A 13,576-nucleotide genomic window follows, 5' to 3' on the forward strand; every position below is an offset into this window, starting at 1 on the left:
CCGAACTTTTCTCGACGCGGTACGTGGCTCCGAGGGGGCGCTGTCTCAAATCTGTGCTTTTGGACGCCGATCTGTCTCAAATCTGATACATTCCGGTCTCGGTTTGTTCGGGGGCGCGACGGGCGGCGCGGAATCGCGCGTCCCGGTTTCCCAAGGGAAGCGGGAACGGAAGAAGACCAGGAGAACGAATCATGCGGTTGACCCGAGTTCTGACAGCGCGTGCGGTGATCCAGGCGGCCATTCTGGGGACGGTTGCGCTCGGCGCGCTGCCGCTGGCCGGGTGCAGCGTAAACCTGTCGAGCAATCTGGAGACCGAGACGCGTTCGGTGTCGGTCGAGCACCGGTCTGGGCCGATCGATGTCGCGACCGAGAACGGCGCGGTGGTCGTCAAGGCGCGCCCGGGCCTGTCCGAGGTGATGATCAACGCCGAGGTGCGTGCGCGCACGCAGGAGCGTCTGGCGCAGACGATGGTCATCGCGGAGCGCACCGGCGAGGGCGCGCTGCGCCTGCGCGTGCAGTGGCCCGACGGCAAGCGCGAGGGCAACGAGGGCGTCTCGTTCGACATCGCGCTGCCCGACGCGACGGGCGCGACGATCGTGTCCACCAACGGCAGGATCGAGATCGCCGGGCTCTCGGGCGAGGCGCGCCTGACGACCTCGAACGGTCGCATCATGGCGAACGACCACGACGGGGCCCTTTTCGCGACCACGACGAACGGGCGGATCGAGGCGACCGACATCGCGGGGGAGGCGCGCCTGACATCGAGCAACGGGCGCCTGATCGCCGACCGCATCGCCGGGCCGCTGACGGCGCGGACCAGCAACGGGGCGGTGCAGATCACCCTGCTCCCCGAGAACCCGGGGCCGTTCTCGGTCTCGACGAGCAACGGATCGGTGGTTCTGAAAGGGGGCAAGGGGCTGAAGGCGTCGCTGGACCTGAAGACCAGCAACGGAAAGATCGTGGTGACCCGGGGCGGCGAGACGATGGAGTTCAAGAGCCCCACGCGGGTCGAGATCAACGGCGGCGGCCCCACGAGCGTCATCGGGACGAGCAACGGGCGGATCACCGTCGAGATCGACGCGGGGGGGGACTGACCGGCGAGGGCGACGCTCCGTCGCTCGCGCGAACTGGAGCGTGCACGGATGCGATTCTCTCTCAGATCGACCGATTCCCCGGCTTCTTCCCTGACGCGGCGCGTCGCGGCCTTTGGGCTGGGCGCGTCGCTGCTTCTCGGCGTGGTCGCCGGGTGCGCCTCCACGAAGGACGCGAGCGCCGACGGCGGCGCGCCGGCAGCCCCGGCGACGGGCCAGCAGAGCGCCGGAGGCTCGAGCCCGGGCCGGGGGCGCCCGACGCCGCTGTACACCCGGCGCGAGGTGGTGGACACGCGTCTGCCGGACCGCGCGTTGGTGCTGATCGACGCGTCGGGCCCGGTTTCCGTGGTCGAGGGCGACCTGGAGGCGATGGTGATCCGCGCGCAGATCAGCGCGACCAGCCCCGAGCGGCGCGACGCGGCGAGGGTGTCGGCGCAGGGTGATTCGCAGGGCCGGTTCACGGTGTCGATCGAGTGGCCCGACGGGAAGCGTGCGCCCGAGGCGAGCGCGTTCGAGGTGCAGCTGCCGCGAGGCGCGACGCGCGTGGGGGTGCGCACGACGGGCGGCGCTGTGAAACTCGTGGGGGTGCGGTCCGACGCGGTCGTGCGCACCGAGAACGGCCCGGTGACGATCACCGACCACGCCGGCGCGATCGACGCGCAGACGACGAACGCGGTGTTGAGTTTTGAGAGAGTGCAGGGCGCGATCCGGGGCGTCACGACGAACGGGATGGTGATGGTGCGCGACGCGTCGGGCTCGGTCGATGTCTCGACGAGCAAGGCCGCGATCGATATCCGCATGAACCCGGGGGCGAACGGCCCGATCCGCGCGACGACCGAGCTGGGAGGCGTGTTTCTGCAGGTGGGGCCGGGGTTCCTCGGGACGCTGACCCTGCGCACGACGGATTCGCCCATCGTGGTGAACGCCCAGCCCGGCACGGCGCGCGTCGTGGCGCGCAAAGTCGAGGAGACGATCCTGGCCTTCCCGGTGGAAGGGCCCGAGTCGCTCGTGCAGACCAGCGGCGGGGCGATCGAGGTCCGCGTCACCGACCGGTGATCGCGCTCACGACTCGCGCAGCGCGAGGATGAGCTGGACCTTGCCGACCTGCTCGTCGAGCGAGCGCGCGATGTCGAGGGGGTCGCGCCCGGAATCGGCGAGTTCGTAGACCCTGCGGCTCAGCGGGTCCGCGCTGGCTTCGGCGCTGGCCGGAGTGCGAGCACGCCCGGGAGCGCGAACGACTTCGATGAGCGGGGGCGGCGCGTCCTCGCGGGCGGGGCGCTTCTCGGCGCGTTCGAGCCGCGAGAGGGTCTCGTCGGCGCGCGCGAGAAGGGACTCGAGACGCTCGGCCCGTTCGTCCATCCTGGCGCAGAGCTGGTCGGCGAGTTCTTCGAGGTCGGAGACGAGGGCGTCGTTCCCCGGGGCAGCGCTCGAGGCGGCGCGACCGGCGAGCGTGGCGCGCCCCAGAAGGCGGTCGGCGAGCGACGGCGAGCCGGGCATGGTCGCGTGCGCGCGCTTCTTGCCGTAGCCCCACATCGCGAGAAGCGCGGCGCCTGCAACGATGAGCGCCCAGGGCGCCCAGTCGGGCGTCGGGAGCGCCGCCGGTCGTGCGGCGGCGGCCAGGCAATGGATGGTCGTCGGGATCGGCACGCGGGGCTCCGCCTCGTCGTGGTTCGGGAAGGGGATGGGCGCGACGGGCGCACCGGCCCGTGGGCGATGACCCTATCGGTATGATCGCCCTATGGACTCGACAAGCGCCGCGCGCGACGCAACGCCGGAGCCGGACCCGGGGGGCCGACGCCTCGACGCCCTGCGCCGCGACCCGGCGTGCCGCGCCATTCTCCGGCGCTGGCGCTCGCTCACGGGCGACCTGCCGACGCGCCGCACGCTGGCGGCGTGCTCGGGGGGGGCCGACTCCAGCGCGCTCGTGGCGGCTCTGGCGTCGAGGGGCGCCGATTCGCTCGTGGTCGCGCACGTGCTGCACGACATGCGTTCTCGCGAGGAGGCGTCCGGCGATCGCGACTTTGTGCGCGAGCTGGCGTCGTCGCTGGGCGTCGAGTTCGTCGAAGCGTCGGTGCGCGTGCCTTCTCGCGGCAACGCGGAGGCTGGCGCCAGGCGCCTGCGCTACGCGGAGCTCGCCCGGCTGGCGCGCGAGCGGGGGTGCTCGTGCGTCGCCACCGGGCACCACGCGCAGGACCAGCTCGAGACGATGCTGCTCGCGCTGCTGCGCGGCGCGGGTCCGGGCGCCCTTGCTGGCATGCGTGAGCGGCGCACGCTCGAGGGCGAGACGCGGCTCATCCGCCCGATGCTGCGTGTGACGCGAGCAGACTCGGAGCGTCTGTGCGCACTGGCCGGGATCGTGTGGCGCGAAGACCGGACCAATCTCGACACGACGCGCGCACGGGGCGCGATCCGCCACGAGGTCCTGCCGCTGCTGGAGCGCATCCGCCCCGGCGCCGCGTCGAGGGCCGGGAACGCCTCGGACCTGCTGCGGGGCGTGTCCGAGTTGCTCGACGCGCAGGTGCGCGACGCGTTCGGCGACTGCGCCGAGTGGGAGCGCGACCGGCTGCGCGGGTTGCCGTCGGTGGTGGTGGGGGAGGGGCTGCGGCGTGCGTTTGCCGCGGCGAGCGGGGGCGGAAAGAACGACCGCCTGGCGCGACGCGTGGTCGACCAGGCGGTGGTGTTCATCCGTTCGCGCTCGGGGGAGCGACGGGAGTTTCAGTGGCCGGCGGGCGTGCGCGTCGAGGTCGACGCGGCGCGTGTGCGCGTCACTTCGCCTTGCTGAACAGCTCGGCGACCTTCGGCCAGTTCACGACGTTCCACCACGCGCCGACATAGTCGGGGCGACGGTTCTGGTAGTGCAGGTAGTACGCGTGCTCCCAGACATCGAGCCCGAGGATGGGCGTGCCCGAGCAGCCGGCGATCGACTCGCCCATGAGCGGGTTGTCCTGGTTGGGGGTCGAGCAGACCTCGAGCTTGCCGTTCTTCACGACGAGCCACGCCCAGCCCGAGCCGAAGCGCGTGGCGGCGGCGTCGGCGAACTTCTTCTGGAAGGCGTCGAACGAGCCGAACGCCTCGTCGATTGCGCCGAGGAGCGCGCCCGTCGGGCCGCCCCCGCCCTCGCGACCGGCCGGGGCCATGATCTGCCAGAACAGGGAGTGGTTCGCGTGCCCCCCGGCGTTGTTACGCACGGCGGTGCGCTTCTCGGCCGGGATGTCGTTCAGGTGCTTGATGACCTCCTCGACAGGCATGTCGGCGAACTTCGTGCCCTCGAGGGCCTTGTTCGCATTGGTGACATAGGCGTTGTGGTGCTTCTCGCGATGGATCTGCATGGTCCGGGCGTCGATGTGGGGCTCGAGCGCGTCGGCTGGATAGGGAAGGTCGGGCAGGGTGAAGGCCATGGGGTCTCCTCCTGGGGGTGGGTGGGGGGTGTGGGGGCCGGCCGGAGAGGCCCGGACGGTCCGGAAACACGGTAGCGCGAATCCCAAGAAGGGTCGTGCTCAGGGATGAGTCCAGTCCGGGTCGGGGGGTGAAACCGGGCACACAGACCCAGAACCTCGGGGCTGGGAGCAGCCGGAAACGGGGATTTCTGGAAGGTCTGGGAAGATGTGCAGGGAATCGGCTTGCGTTCCCGAAAAAACTGTTTACATTGACGAAAGCAGCGAGGGAACTCCACCCGGGGTTTCCCCGTACTGCCTGTTCTGCCCGCGGCACGGATGCCTGCGGGTCGTCGCCTGATCGCCGAGCCCGGCGGATGTGCAGCGCGGCGTCCAAACGAGATCCGCACCCGCGCACGACTCCCGCTCGACGGGCCCGAATCCCTCGGAACCGATCGGCGGGCAAGATCGTCTCAACCTGTTGAAACGCTACCCCTGAGTCGAGCGTATAACCGGCTCCGGGGCTCAAGTATTGCCTCCATCGCGGCATCCGCCGCGTTCACTTTCGCGAAGGTTTCTCAAAGAGCACTCGATGGTCCAGCACACGCCACAATCCGTCTCTCCGCTCGCGCAGGCCCGCCATCGTCGCGGCAGCGCGCTCACGGACGGTTCGCGCGCCAGCCGCCGTCGGCTCAGCCCCGAGGACGAGCGCACCCTCCACCACATGCTCACCAAAGAGCAGGACTACATCGACAACCCCGCCTTCTACGAGGAGGGCGCCGAGCGCAAGATCTACGACGAGGCCCCCGATATCCGCAAGCCGGACACGTCGTGGTACCACCCCGTCATGGACGACATCACCCCCACGCGCCTCCGCGAGCGTGAGCGCGAGCAGCGCCACAGCGAGCAGGTCATCCTGACCGCCGCCGAGGAGCGGGTGCTGTTCCTCCAGTACAACTACGCCCGCCACTGCATCAGCGAGATCCAGAAGGTCGTCTGGGCACGCCCCGACCAGCAGCCCACCGACGAGCAGATCGACGATCTGCTCCGCTGGAAGCGCGTCGCAGAGCGTCTGCGCGAGCAGATCGCCAACACGAACCTCGCGCTCGTGCTCGCGATGGCCAAGCGCACCCGCATGTCCGAGGTCGACTTCGCGGACCTGGTCTCCGAGGGCAACATGGCCCTCCTCCGCGCCGTCGATAAGTTCGATGCCGGTCGTGGCTTCAAGTTCAGCACCTACGCCTGCCGCGCCATCCTCAAGGCGTTCTCCCGCCAGGCGATGAAGCTCAGCAAGTACCGTCAGCGCTTCCCCACGGACTTCGACCCCAAGCTCGAGAAATCGGATTTCCTCGAGACCAAGCGGGCCGAGTTCGAGCAGGACGCCGCCAGCGAGGTCCGGCGGATCGTCACCGAGAACCGCGCTGACCTGTCCGACATCGAGCGCACCGTCATCGAGCACCGCTTCGGGCTCGAGTCCGGCCAACTCGAGAAGCCCATGACCCTCGAGCAGGTCGGGCAGATCATCGGCGTCACCAAGGAGCGCGTGCGCCAGATCCAGAACAAGGCCCTGGAGAAGATCCGCGGCCAGCTCGAGTCCGCCTTCCTCGGCGCCCCCAAGAAGGACGAGGAAGCCGCCCAGGGCGAGGCCGCCAACGAAGGCCCCGCCAAGCGCATCGCCGACCTTATGAACGCCTGATCCACAGGCTATCCCGAACCCCACCAGCGCCCGCGTCCCCCGACGCGGGCGCTTTCTTTTGGGTGTCCGCCGCATAACGCCGTCTGGGAGCGGGTTGAGTTATGTAAAGCACTCACCCTTCCTGCTCGGGTGCCCCGGGGCATTCCTGACCCGGGCTCTTCACCTACCACGCCTCGAACTCGGGCATGCGTGAATCGTCTCCGCGGAATGTACGACGAACCGTGGCACGGCCTGCGGCCGTACCACGCCACCCTTTGAACATTGAAGAAGGGTGACGCAACCACTGGCAAGCATCGCTTGCCAGTGCCACCCGAGACAAGTTCAGGAAATCCACCCGCCCCCGAGCACCACGCTCGTTGTCGCCGCGTCGTAGCACACCACCGCCTGCCCGGGCGCCACCGCGCGCTGCGCGTCGTCGAACTCGACCTCCAGCAGGTCCCGCTCCATATCCACGCGGCAGCGCGCCGGCACGGGCTCGGCGTTGTATCGGATCTTCGCGTAGCACGCCGTCCACTCGGCGAACTCGCGCTCGTCCACGAGCCAGTTCACCTCGCGCGCCGCGCACGACTTCGTCTCGAGCATCTCGGCCGGGCCCACCGTCACCGTGTTGGTGTTCGCGTCCTTGTTCACGACATAGATCGGGTAGCCCAACGCCACGCCCACGCCGCGGCGTTGCCCGATCGTGAAGCGGTGCTGCCCGTCGTGCTTCCCGACGACGCGCCCCTCCGGATCGACGATCGCGCCCTCGCGCATCTCCCCCGGGCGGCGCCTCTCGACGAGCGACGCGTAGTCGTTGTCCGGGACGAAGCAGATCTCCTGCGAGTCCGGCTTGTCGAACACCGGCAGCCCGAACCCGCGCGCCATCTCGCGCACGCGACCCTTCTCGAACTCGCCGATGGGCAGCAGCATCTCGCCCAGCCGGTCCCGCGGCGCCCCGAACAAGACATACGACTGGTCCTTGTCGTGATCCACGCCGCGCAGCAGCCGGGGCGAGGGCCCCGTCCGGTCGATCCGCGCGTAGTGGCCCGACGCGACGAAATCGCACCCAAGCGTCTTTGCGTACTCGTGCAGTTTGCCGAACTTCAGCCAGTCGTTGCAGCGCACGCAGGGGTTGGGCGTGCGCCCGCTCGCGTACTCGTCCACGAAATAGTCGATGATGCGCCCGAAGTCCTTCTTGAAGTTGCACACATAGAAGGGCACGCCCAGTTCCGCCGCGACGAGGCGCGCGTCGGCGGCGTCGCCCACCGAGCAGCACCCCTGATGCCCGATCTTCACCTTCCGGGGGTCGCACGCCTCGCGCTGGGCCTCGTCGAAGGTCTGGATCGCGTCGAGTTCCTCGCCGGGCGAGCCCAGGCGCATGAAGCAGCCGACGACCTCGTAGCCCTCGCGCAGGAGCAGCGCGGCGGCGACGGAGGAATCCACCCCGCCCGACATGGCGACCAGCGCTTTGCCCTTTCCCGAAGCGGGTTTCACGGAGAACGGTAGGGGGTTGGAGGGCGCCGGGCCCGCCCTCCCGGACGCGTAGAATCCCGTCGCGTCCGACCCGGTCTGGACGCCCCGCGCTGTTTCGTCGCAAGGAAGCCCGCCGCATGGCCCTGTTCTCGCGCAAGGCAAAGAAGCCCTCCACCACCGCACGACCTCCCAGCGGGGCGGCGGCGACTCACCGCGCGCAGCCCGCGGCCACGGTCTCCCCCACGCACGCCCCGCCGCAGATCGCCGCCCTCGAGCCGCGCATCCAGCAGGTCGGCGCCGAGATGCTCTCCCTCGCGAACGCGAACAAGGCCGGGATGCTGAGCAAGCAGTTCTGGTCCGACAAACTGATGGACTGGTCCATGAAAGACCAGGGCTTCAAGGTGCAGCTGTTCCGCTTCGTCGACGCGTTCCCGGCGCTGCGCACGCCCGACATGGTGCACGAGCACCTCGTCGATTACCTGACGCAGCCGGGCGTCAACCCGCCCCCGGGCATGGACCTCGGCATCAAGGCCGGAGGCCTGGCGAAGGGCATCTTCACCAACACCGTGTCCTCGCAGATCAAGGGCATGGCGAGCAAGTTCATCGCCGGGACCGACGCCGCCACCGCGCTGCCGGGGCTCAAGAAGCTCTGGAGCGACGGCATCGCCTTCAGCGTCGACCTGCTGGGCGAGGCGTGCGTGAGCGCGCCCGAGGCCGACGCGTACCGCGACAAGTACCTCGACCTGATCAACAACCTCCCGCGCGAGGTCGCGTCGTGGAAGGCGCAGGAGCGTCTGGAGCGCGACCACCTCGGCCCCGTGCCTCGCGTGAATGTGTCGATCAAGATCTCGTCGCTCTCGCCGAAGTGCGACCCGCTCAAGGGGAAGGTCGCCCTCGACGACCTGATGACCCGCCTGCGCCCCATCCTCGAGGCCGCGAAGCAGAACAATGTCTTCGTGAACTTCGACATGGAGCAGTTCTCGCTCAAGGACTTCACGCTCGACCTGTTCATGCGCTGCTGCGACGAGTTCGACTTCGACGCCGGGCTCGCGATGCAGGCGTACCTGAAGTCGGGCGACGCCGACGCGAAGCGGATCTGCGAGTGGTCGAAGCGCACCGGGCGCGTCGTCACAGTGCGCCTCGTGAAGGGTGCGTATTGGGATTACGAGACGATCCACGCCGAGGAGATGGGCTGGCCATGCCCGGTGTGGAACACGAAGCGCGAGACCGACGCGTGCTTCGAGCGCATGACCACGATCTTCCTCGACTCGACGCCCCGGCGCGCCGGCGAGGGCGGCGTCAAACTCGCGCTGGGCTCGCACAATGTCCGCTCCATCGCGACGGCGGTCGCCGGCCTCGAAGCCCGCGGGCTGCCGAAGGAAGCGATCGAGCTGCAGATGCTCCACGGCATGGCGGACCAGCTCAAGACCGCCGCCGAGCAGATGGGCCTGCGCGTGCGCGAGTATGTCCCGGTGGGGGAGATGATCCCCGGCATGGCCTACCTCGTGCGCCGCCTGCTCGAGAACACCAGCAACGAGTCGTGGCTGCGCGCCGGCTTCATGGACAACGCGTCCACCGATGTCCTGCTCGCGTCGCCCCACACATCCGCCGCCGCCATCCCGGCGCATGTCAACGGGATGTCCGTCAACGGTCACTCGCAGACCAGCTCCGTGCAGCCCGGGGGCAAGCCCGACCTGTACCTGATCGCGCCCGAGCGTCACGCCCTCACGCCGGCGATCCCCGGGGTGGGCAACGACCGCCCCTTCTTCACCGAACCGATGCGCGACCTCAGCGATTCCTCGCAGCGCGAGGCGTTCGCGAGCGCCGTCGCCCGCGCGAGCGTGCCGAAGGTCGCCAACGACAAGACCCCGGCCGACGCGAGCGCCGCGGTCGCGAAGGCCGCCGAGTTCTTCCGCTCGTGGCGCGACGAGGACCCGCGCGTGCGCGCCGCGGTCCTCACCCGGGCCGCCAACATCATGCGCTCGCGGCGCGACGAGCTGGCCGGCGTCATGATCCGCGAGAGCGGCAAGACCTGGCGCGAGGCCGACGCCGATGTCTGCGAGGCGATCGACTTCTGCGAGTACTACGCGCGTCTCGCCGTCCCGCTCTTCGAGCGCCAGCGCCTCGGGCGATTCATCGGCGAGCTCGACGAGCAGTGGCATCAGCCCCGGGGCGTGGCCGCGATCATCGCGCCGTGGAACTTCCCCCTCGCGATCTGCTGCGGCATGACGGTCGCGGCGCTCGTCACCGGCAACACGGTCGTCGTCAAGCCCGCCGAGCAGACGCCCGGCATCGCGAAGATCCTCGTCGACATCCTCCACGAGGCCGGCGCCCCGCGCGACGCGCTGCACTTCCTGCCCGCGCCGGGCGAGACCACCGGCGCCGCCCTCGTGCGCGACCCGCGCGTCGCGCTCATCGCGTTCACCGGCAGCAAGGCGGTCGGGCTCGACATCATCAAGGCAGCGGGCGTGACCCCCGAAGACCAGCCCTTCGTGAAGCGCGTCGTGTGCGAGATGGGCGGCAAGAACGCCCTCATCGTCGACACGAGCGCCGACCTCGACGAGGCGGTGCTGGGCGTGCGCCAGAGCGCCTTCGGCTTCCAGGGCCAGAAGTGCTCGGCGTGCTCGCGCGCCATCGTGCTCGACGCGCACTACGACACCTTCGTCGAGCGCATCGTCGAAGCGACCAGGGCCCTGGTCGTGGGCGACCCGCTCGACCCCGCGACCGACGTCGGCCCCGTCATCGACGAGGAGTCGGCGAAGAAGATCCGGTCGTACATCGAGCGGGGCAAGCGCGACCTGCGCTGCGTGCTCGAGACGCCCGTCCCGGCGGGGCTCGAGCAGAAGGTCGGTAAGCCCTTCGTCGGACCGACGATCTTCGCCGATGTCCCGCCCGACCACGCGCTCGCGCGCGAGGAGATCTTCGGCCCCGTCCTCGCGATCATTCGCGCCAAGGACTACGACGAGGCCCTGCGCATCGCCAACAGCAGCGTGTACAAGCTCACCGGCGGCGTCTACAGCCGCAAACCCAGCAACCTCGAACGCGCGCGCAAGGACTTCCGCGTCGGCAATCTCTACCTGAACCGCGGCATCACGGGCGCGCTCGTCGGGCGACAGCCCTTCGGCGGGTTCGGCATGTCGGGCGTCGGGTCGAAGGCCGGCGGCGCGGAATACCTGCTCCAGTTCGTCGAGCCTCGCTGCTGCACCGAGAACACGATGCGCCGCGGGTTCGCGCCCGAGTTGTGAGCCGAGATGTACAACGAAAGACGGCCGACGCCCCGTAGGGAGCGCCGGCCGCTGTGAGGGTTCTCTCTCAGTCCCCTCGACGAGACCCGTCGCGTGGCGACGGGGTGTATCCGGTCAGTTGCAGGTCGAGCCGAAGTTGCTGAGGACCTCGTTGAGGTCGGAGAAGTTGACGACGCCGTCGTCGTTCAGGTCGCCGTCGAGGCCGGCGCCCGTCTGGCCGAACTGCGAGAGCACGACATTGAGGTCGGAGAAGTTGACGACGCCGTCGCCGTTGGTGTCGCCGGGGCAGTCGACCGAGCAGATGCCGACCCACTCGGCGATGTTGCTGACGGGGCCGGCGCCCGGGCCCGTCCCGTTGCCGACGCTGTTGAACGAGCCGGTGATGAACATGCGTCCCTCGCCGACTGCGATCGCGTTGGGGTTGTCGGTGCCAGCGCCGGCGCCGAAGCCGTCGCCGACTTCTTCCCAGCCGCTGCCGGTCCACTTCGCGAACTTGCGCATCGGCATCGTGCCGCCGGCGTCGGTCGACTCGAAGTTGCCGACGGCGTAGAGCTCGCCGTTATAGACGCCGAACCGACGGATCTCGCGACCGGCCTGCGCGAAGCCGGGGGTCTCGAGGAACTGCGTGCCGTCCCAGCGGACGACAGCGAAGGAGGGCGTGCCGGGCGAGGCGCCGAAGCGGTCGAAGCGCCCGCCGATGAAGAGCTTCTCGCCGCTGCCGTCGTCGAAGGCCTTCATCGCGAGGACCTGCGAGACGGGGCTGGTGGCGCGGAACACGCCGCCGCCCACGCCGTGGAAGTCGGTGCCGTCGAAACGCATGATGTGCTTGGAAACCACGAGCGGGTTGTTCGGGTCGTTCAGATCGGAGTCGTAGGTATCGAACCGTCCGGCGACGTAGAGGTCGCCCTGGAAGGACTCGAGCGCGAGGATGACGGGCGCGACCTGTCCGGCCCAGCCCTGCGAGTAGAACTCGTAGTTCGCGCCGTCCCACAGCCACAGACCCGGCTTCTGGTTGAGCCCGTCGTTGCCGGCGGTGCCGCCGGTGACGAGCTTGCCGTTCCACACGGTCATCGCCTGGATGAAGTCGAAGGTCGAGGTGTAGGGAGTGTTGGGAACGGTCTGGATCGACGAGCCGTCCCACGACACAAGCGACTTGGAGTCGGGCACGTCGATGCCGTTGATGCGGATGCCGTTGTAGGCGCCGCCGATGTAGAGCTTCTCGCCGTCGCCGGGGTTGAAGACGGCGAAGGCGGAGACGAAGCCGTCGATGATGGACATGCCGCCGACGTTCGACGCGGCGTTCGTGGTCAGGTTGATTCGACCCACGCCGCCGGCGCTGACGCCCTGCAGCGAGGTGAACCCGCCGCCCGCGAAGAGCTGGCCGTTATAGACGATCGCGTTCGAGACGGAGCCGCCCAGTGCGCCGGGCACGCCGTAGGCGCGATTCCAGGTGGGGCAGGGGTCGCCGGCGAGGGCAGTGCCCGAAGCGGCGCCAGCGAGAACAGTCAGAACGAGCACGGTCTTGGTGCGATTCTTGAGCAAGGAACTCTCTCCAAAACGAAGGACGAAATGTCACAGGACCGGCCGAACGGGCCCGGAGGCCGGCTGAACACGCGCAGCGTACCAGAGATTTCATTGGCTGAAAAGAGCCCCGATGGTGGGGAGGGATACCCCAAGGCCCCGGCCGCTGGGCGGCATCCGGCAAGTCCTTGTCCCTTTGGGCGATGCAGAATCACGACCGACCCCCTACGCTGGCCCCTGTGACCATGGAGGGACCCCACCGATGGAAGGCGTCGAACTCAAGCAGCACGGAGGCGCGGCCATGACCGCTGGCGTCCAGATCACACGCGTCGAACTCGAGCAAGACCAGCAGTGGTCCGACCTCATGGGCGGCGCCGCCCGGCTCGATGTCACTGTCCACGACCACGGGCTCTGCGCCATCATCGATGTCATGCCCCGGCTCGTCCCGCAGGGCCACACCGCCGACCAGGCGATCGTCCAGGCGGCGCGCGTGTCCTACGGCGCCGGCACCAAGAAGGTGAACGAGGATCGCGGGCTCATCCGCTACCTCCTGCGTCACCGGCACACGACGCCCTTCGAGATGGTCGAGTTCAAGTTCCACGTGCGCATGCCGATCTTCGTGGCGCGCCAGTGGATCAGGCACCGCACCGCGAACGTGAACGAGTACTCGGCGCGCTACTCGATCGTGCCCGACCGTTTCTATCGCCCCTCGCGCGACGATATCCGCCAGCAGAGCAAGACCAACCGGCAGGGGCGCGACGAACTGATCGACGATGCGACGGCCGAGGCCTTCCTGGGCTACCTCGATCGCGCTGAAAGACTGCACGACGAGTACATGAAACTCACGGAGCAGGGCCTGGCGCGCGAGATCGCGCGCATCGGCCTGCCCCAGAGCGTGTACACCGAGTGGTATTGGAAGATCGACCTGCACAACCTGCTGCGCTTCCTCTCGCTGCGCATCGACGAGCACGCGCAGAAAGAGATCCGCGATTTCTCGCGCGCGATGCTGGCGCTCATCGAGCCGATGTGCCCGTGGACCGTCGAGGCGTGGCGCGACTACGAGCTGGAGAGCGTCCGCCTGACGCGACTGGAAATCGAGGCCCTGCGCGCCGGCGCGTCGGAGCTGGCGACCGACAACAAGCGCGAGCAGGCGGAGTGGGCCGAGAAACGCGCGAAGCTCGGGATGGAGTGATCCCT

At 69.1% G+C, this 13,576-nt stretch carries 10 protein-coding genes; 6 read left to right on the forward strand and 4 right to left on the reverse strand.

Features of this window, described 5'->3' with window-relative positions; translation table 11 throughout:
* The first annotated feature begins 191 nt into the window (after positions 1-191).
* Together KF684_09690 and KF684_09695 are read left to right on the forward strand one after the other, a co-directional pair.
* Positions 192-1,094 carry a hypothetical protein gene (locus tag KF684_09690; GenBank protein MBX3353195.1) on the forward strand — a complete coding sequence of 301 codons (903 nt, stop codon included), beginning with the start codon at positions 192-194 and terminating at the stop codon, positions 1,092-1,094.
* A 48-nt stretch (positions 1,095-1,142) separates the two neighbouring features.
* Positions 1,143-2,147 carry a hypothetical protein gene (locus KF684_09695; protein ID MBX3353196.1) on the forward strand — a complete coding sequence of 335 codons (1,005 nt, stop codon included), beginning with the start codon at positions 1,143-1,145 and terminating at the stop codon, positions 2,145-2,147.
* A gap of 6 nt (positions 2,148-2,153) precedes the next feature.
* Here the strand turns inward: KF684_09695 and KF684_09700 are convergent, their stop codons facing one another.
* Entirely contained in the window at positions 2,154-2,738 is a 585-nt protein-coding gene (locus tag KF684_09700; protein ID MBX3353197.1) for a hypothetical protein, read from the reverse strand.
* Positions 2,739-2,829: 91 nt separating this feature from the next.
* Between KF684_09700 and tilS the strand changes: the two genes are divergently transcribed.
* A complete protein-coding gene (gene tilS / locus KF684_09705; GenBank protein ID MBX3353198.1) occupies positions 2,830-3,873 on the forward strand; it encodes a tRNA lysidine(34) synthetase TilS in 1,044 nt (347 codons plus the stop codon).
* Here tilS and KF684_09710 read toward each other — a convergent pair.
* On the reverse strand, positions 3,857-4,489 hold the full coding sequence (locus KF684_09710) for a superoxide dismutase (protein ID MBX3353199.1): 633 nt from the start codon (positions 4,487-4,489) through the stop codon (positions 3,857-3,859). The genes tilS and KF684_09710 overlap by 17 nt on opposite strands.
* Positions 4,490-5,057: 568 nt before the next feature.
* On the opposite strand from KF684_09710, the gene KF684_09715 reads away from it, so the two are divergent.
* Entirely contained in the window at positions 5,058-6,161 is a 1,104-nt protein-coding gene (locus tag KF684_09715; protein ID MBX3353200.1) for a sigma-70 family RNA polymerase sigma factor, read from the forward strand.
* Between the two features lie 321 nt (positions 6,162-6,482).
* Here the strand turns inward: KF684_09715 and mnmA are convergent, their stop codons facing one another.
* Positions 6,483-7,634: a tRNA 2-thiouridine(34) synthase MnmA gene (gene mnmA, locus KF684_09720; protein MBX3353201.1), complete on the reverse strand. Its 1,152-nt coding sequence runs from the start codon at positions 7,632-7,634 to the stop codon at positions 6,483-6,485.
* A 116-nt stretch (positions 7,635-7,750) separates the two neighbouring features.
* Here mnmA and KF684_09725 point away from each other — a divergent pair, with 116 nt between their 5' ends.
* Entirely contained in the window at positions 7,751-10,858 is a 3,108-nt protein-coding gene (locus KF684_09725; GenBank protein ID MBX3353202.1) for a proline dehydrogenase family protein, read from the forward strand.
* A 114-nt stretch (positions 10,859-10,972) separates the two neighbouring features.
* Here the strand turns inward: KF684_09725 and KF684_09730 are convergent, their stop codons facing one another.
* Positions 10,973-12,400: a hypothetical protein gene (locus tag KF684_09730; GenBank protein MBX3353203.1), complete on the reverse strand. Its 1,428-nt coding sequence runs from the start codon at positions 12,398-12,400 to the stop codon at positions 10,973-10,975.
* A gap of 241 nt (positions 12,401-12,641) precedes the next feature.
* Between KF684_09730 and KF684_09735 the strand changes: the two genes are divergently transcribed.
* Entirely contained in the window at positions 12,642-13,571 is a 930-nt protein-coding gene (locus tag KF684_09735) for an FAD-dependent thymidylate synthase (GenBank protein MBX3353204.1), read from the forward strand.
* Positions 13,572-13,576: the final 5 nt, after the last annotated feature.

It is taken from the genome of Phycisphaeraceae bacterium (assembly GCA_019636675.1).
Taxonomy (GTDB): domain Bacteria; phylum Planctomycetota; class Phycisphaerae; order Phycisphaerales; family UBA1924; genus JAHBXC01.

Coding starts and splice junctions, on each gene's coding strand:
- KF684_09715 (MBX3353200.1), top strand. CDS start 5,058: ATGGTCCAGCACACGCCACAATCCGTCTCTCCGCTCGCGCAGGCCCGC.
- KF684_09690 (MBX3353195.1), top strand. CDS start 192: ATGCGGTTGACCCGAGTTCTGACAGCGCGTGCGGTGATCCAGGCGGCC.
- KF684_09725 (MBX3353202.1), top strand. CDS start 7,751: ATGGCCCTGTTCTCGCGCAAGGCAAAGAAGCCCTCCACCACCGCACGA.
- KF684_09710 (MBX3353199.1), bottom strand. CDS start 4,489: ATGGCCTTCACCCTGCCCGACCTTCCCTATCCAGCCGACGCGCTCGAG.
- KF684_09695 (MBX3353196.1), top strand. CDS start 1,143: ATGCGATTCTCTCTCAGATCGACCGATTCCCCGGCTTCTTCCCTGACG.
- tilS (MBX3353198.1), top strand. CDS start 2,830: ATGGACTCGACAAGCGCCGCGCGCGACGCAACGCCGGAGCCGGACCCG.
- KF684_09735 (MBX3353204.1), top strand. CDS start 12,642: ATGGAAGGCGTCGAACTCAAGCAGCACGGAGGCGCGGCCATGACCGCT.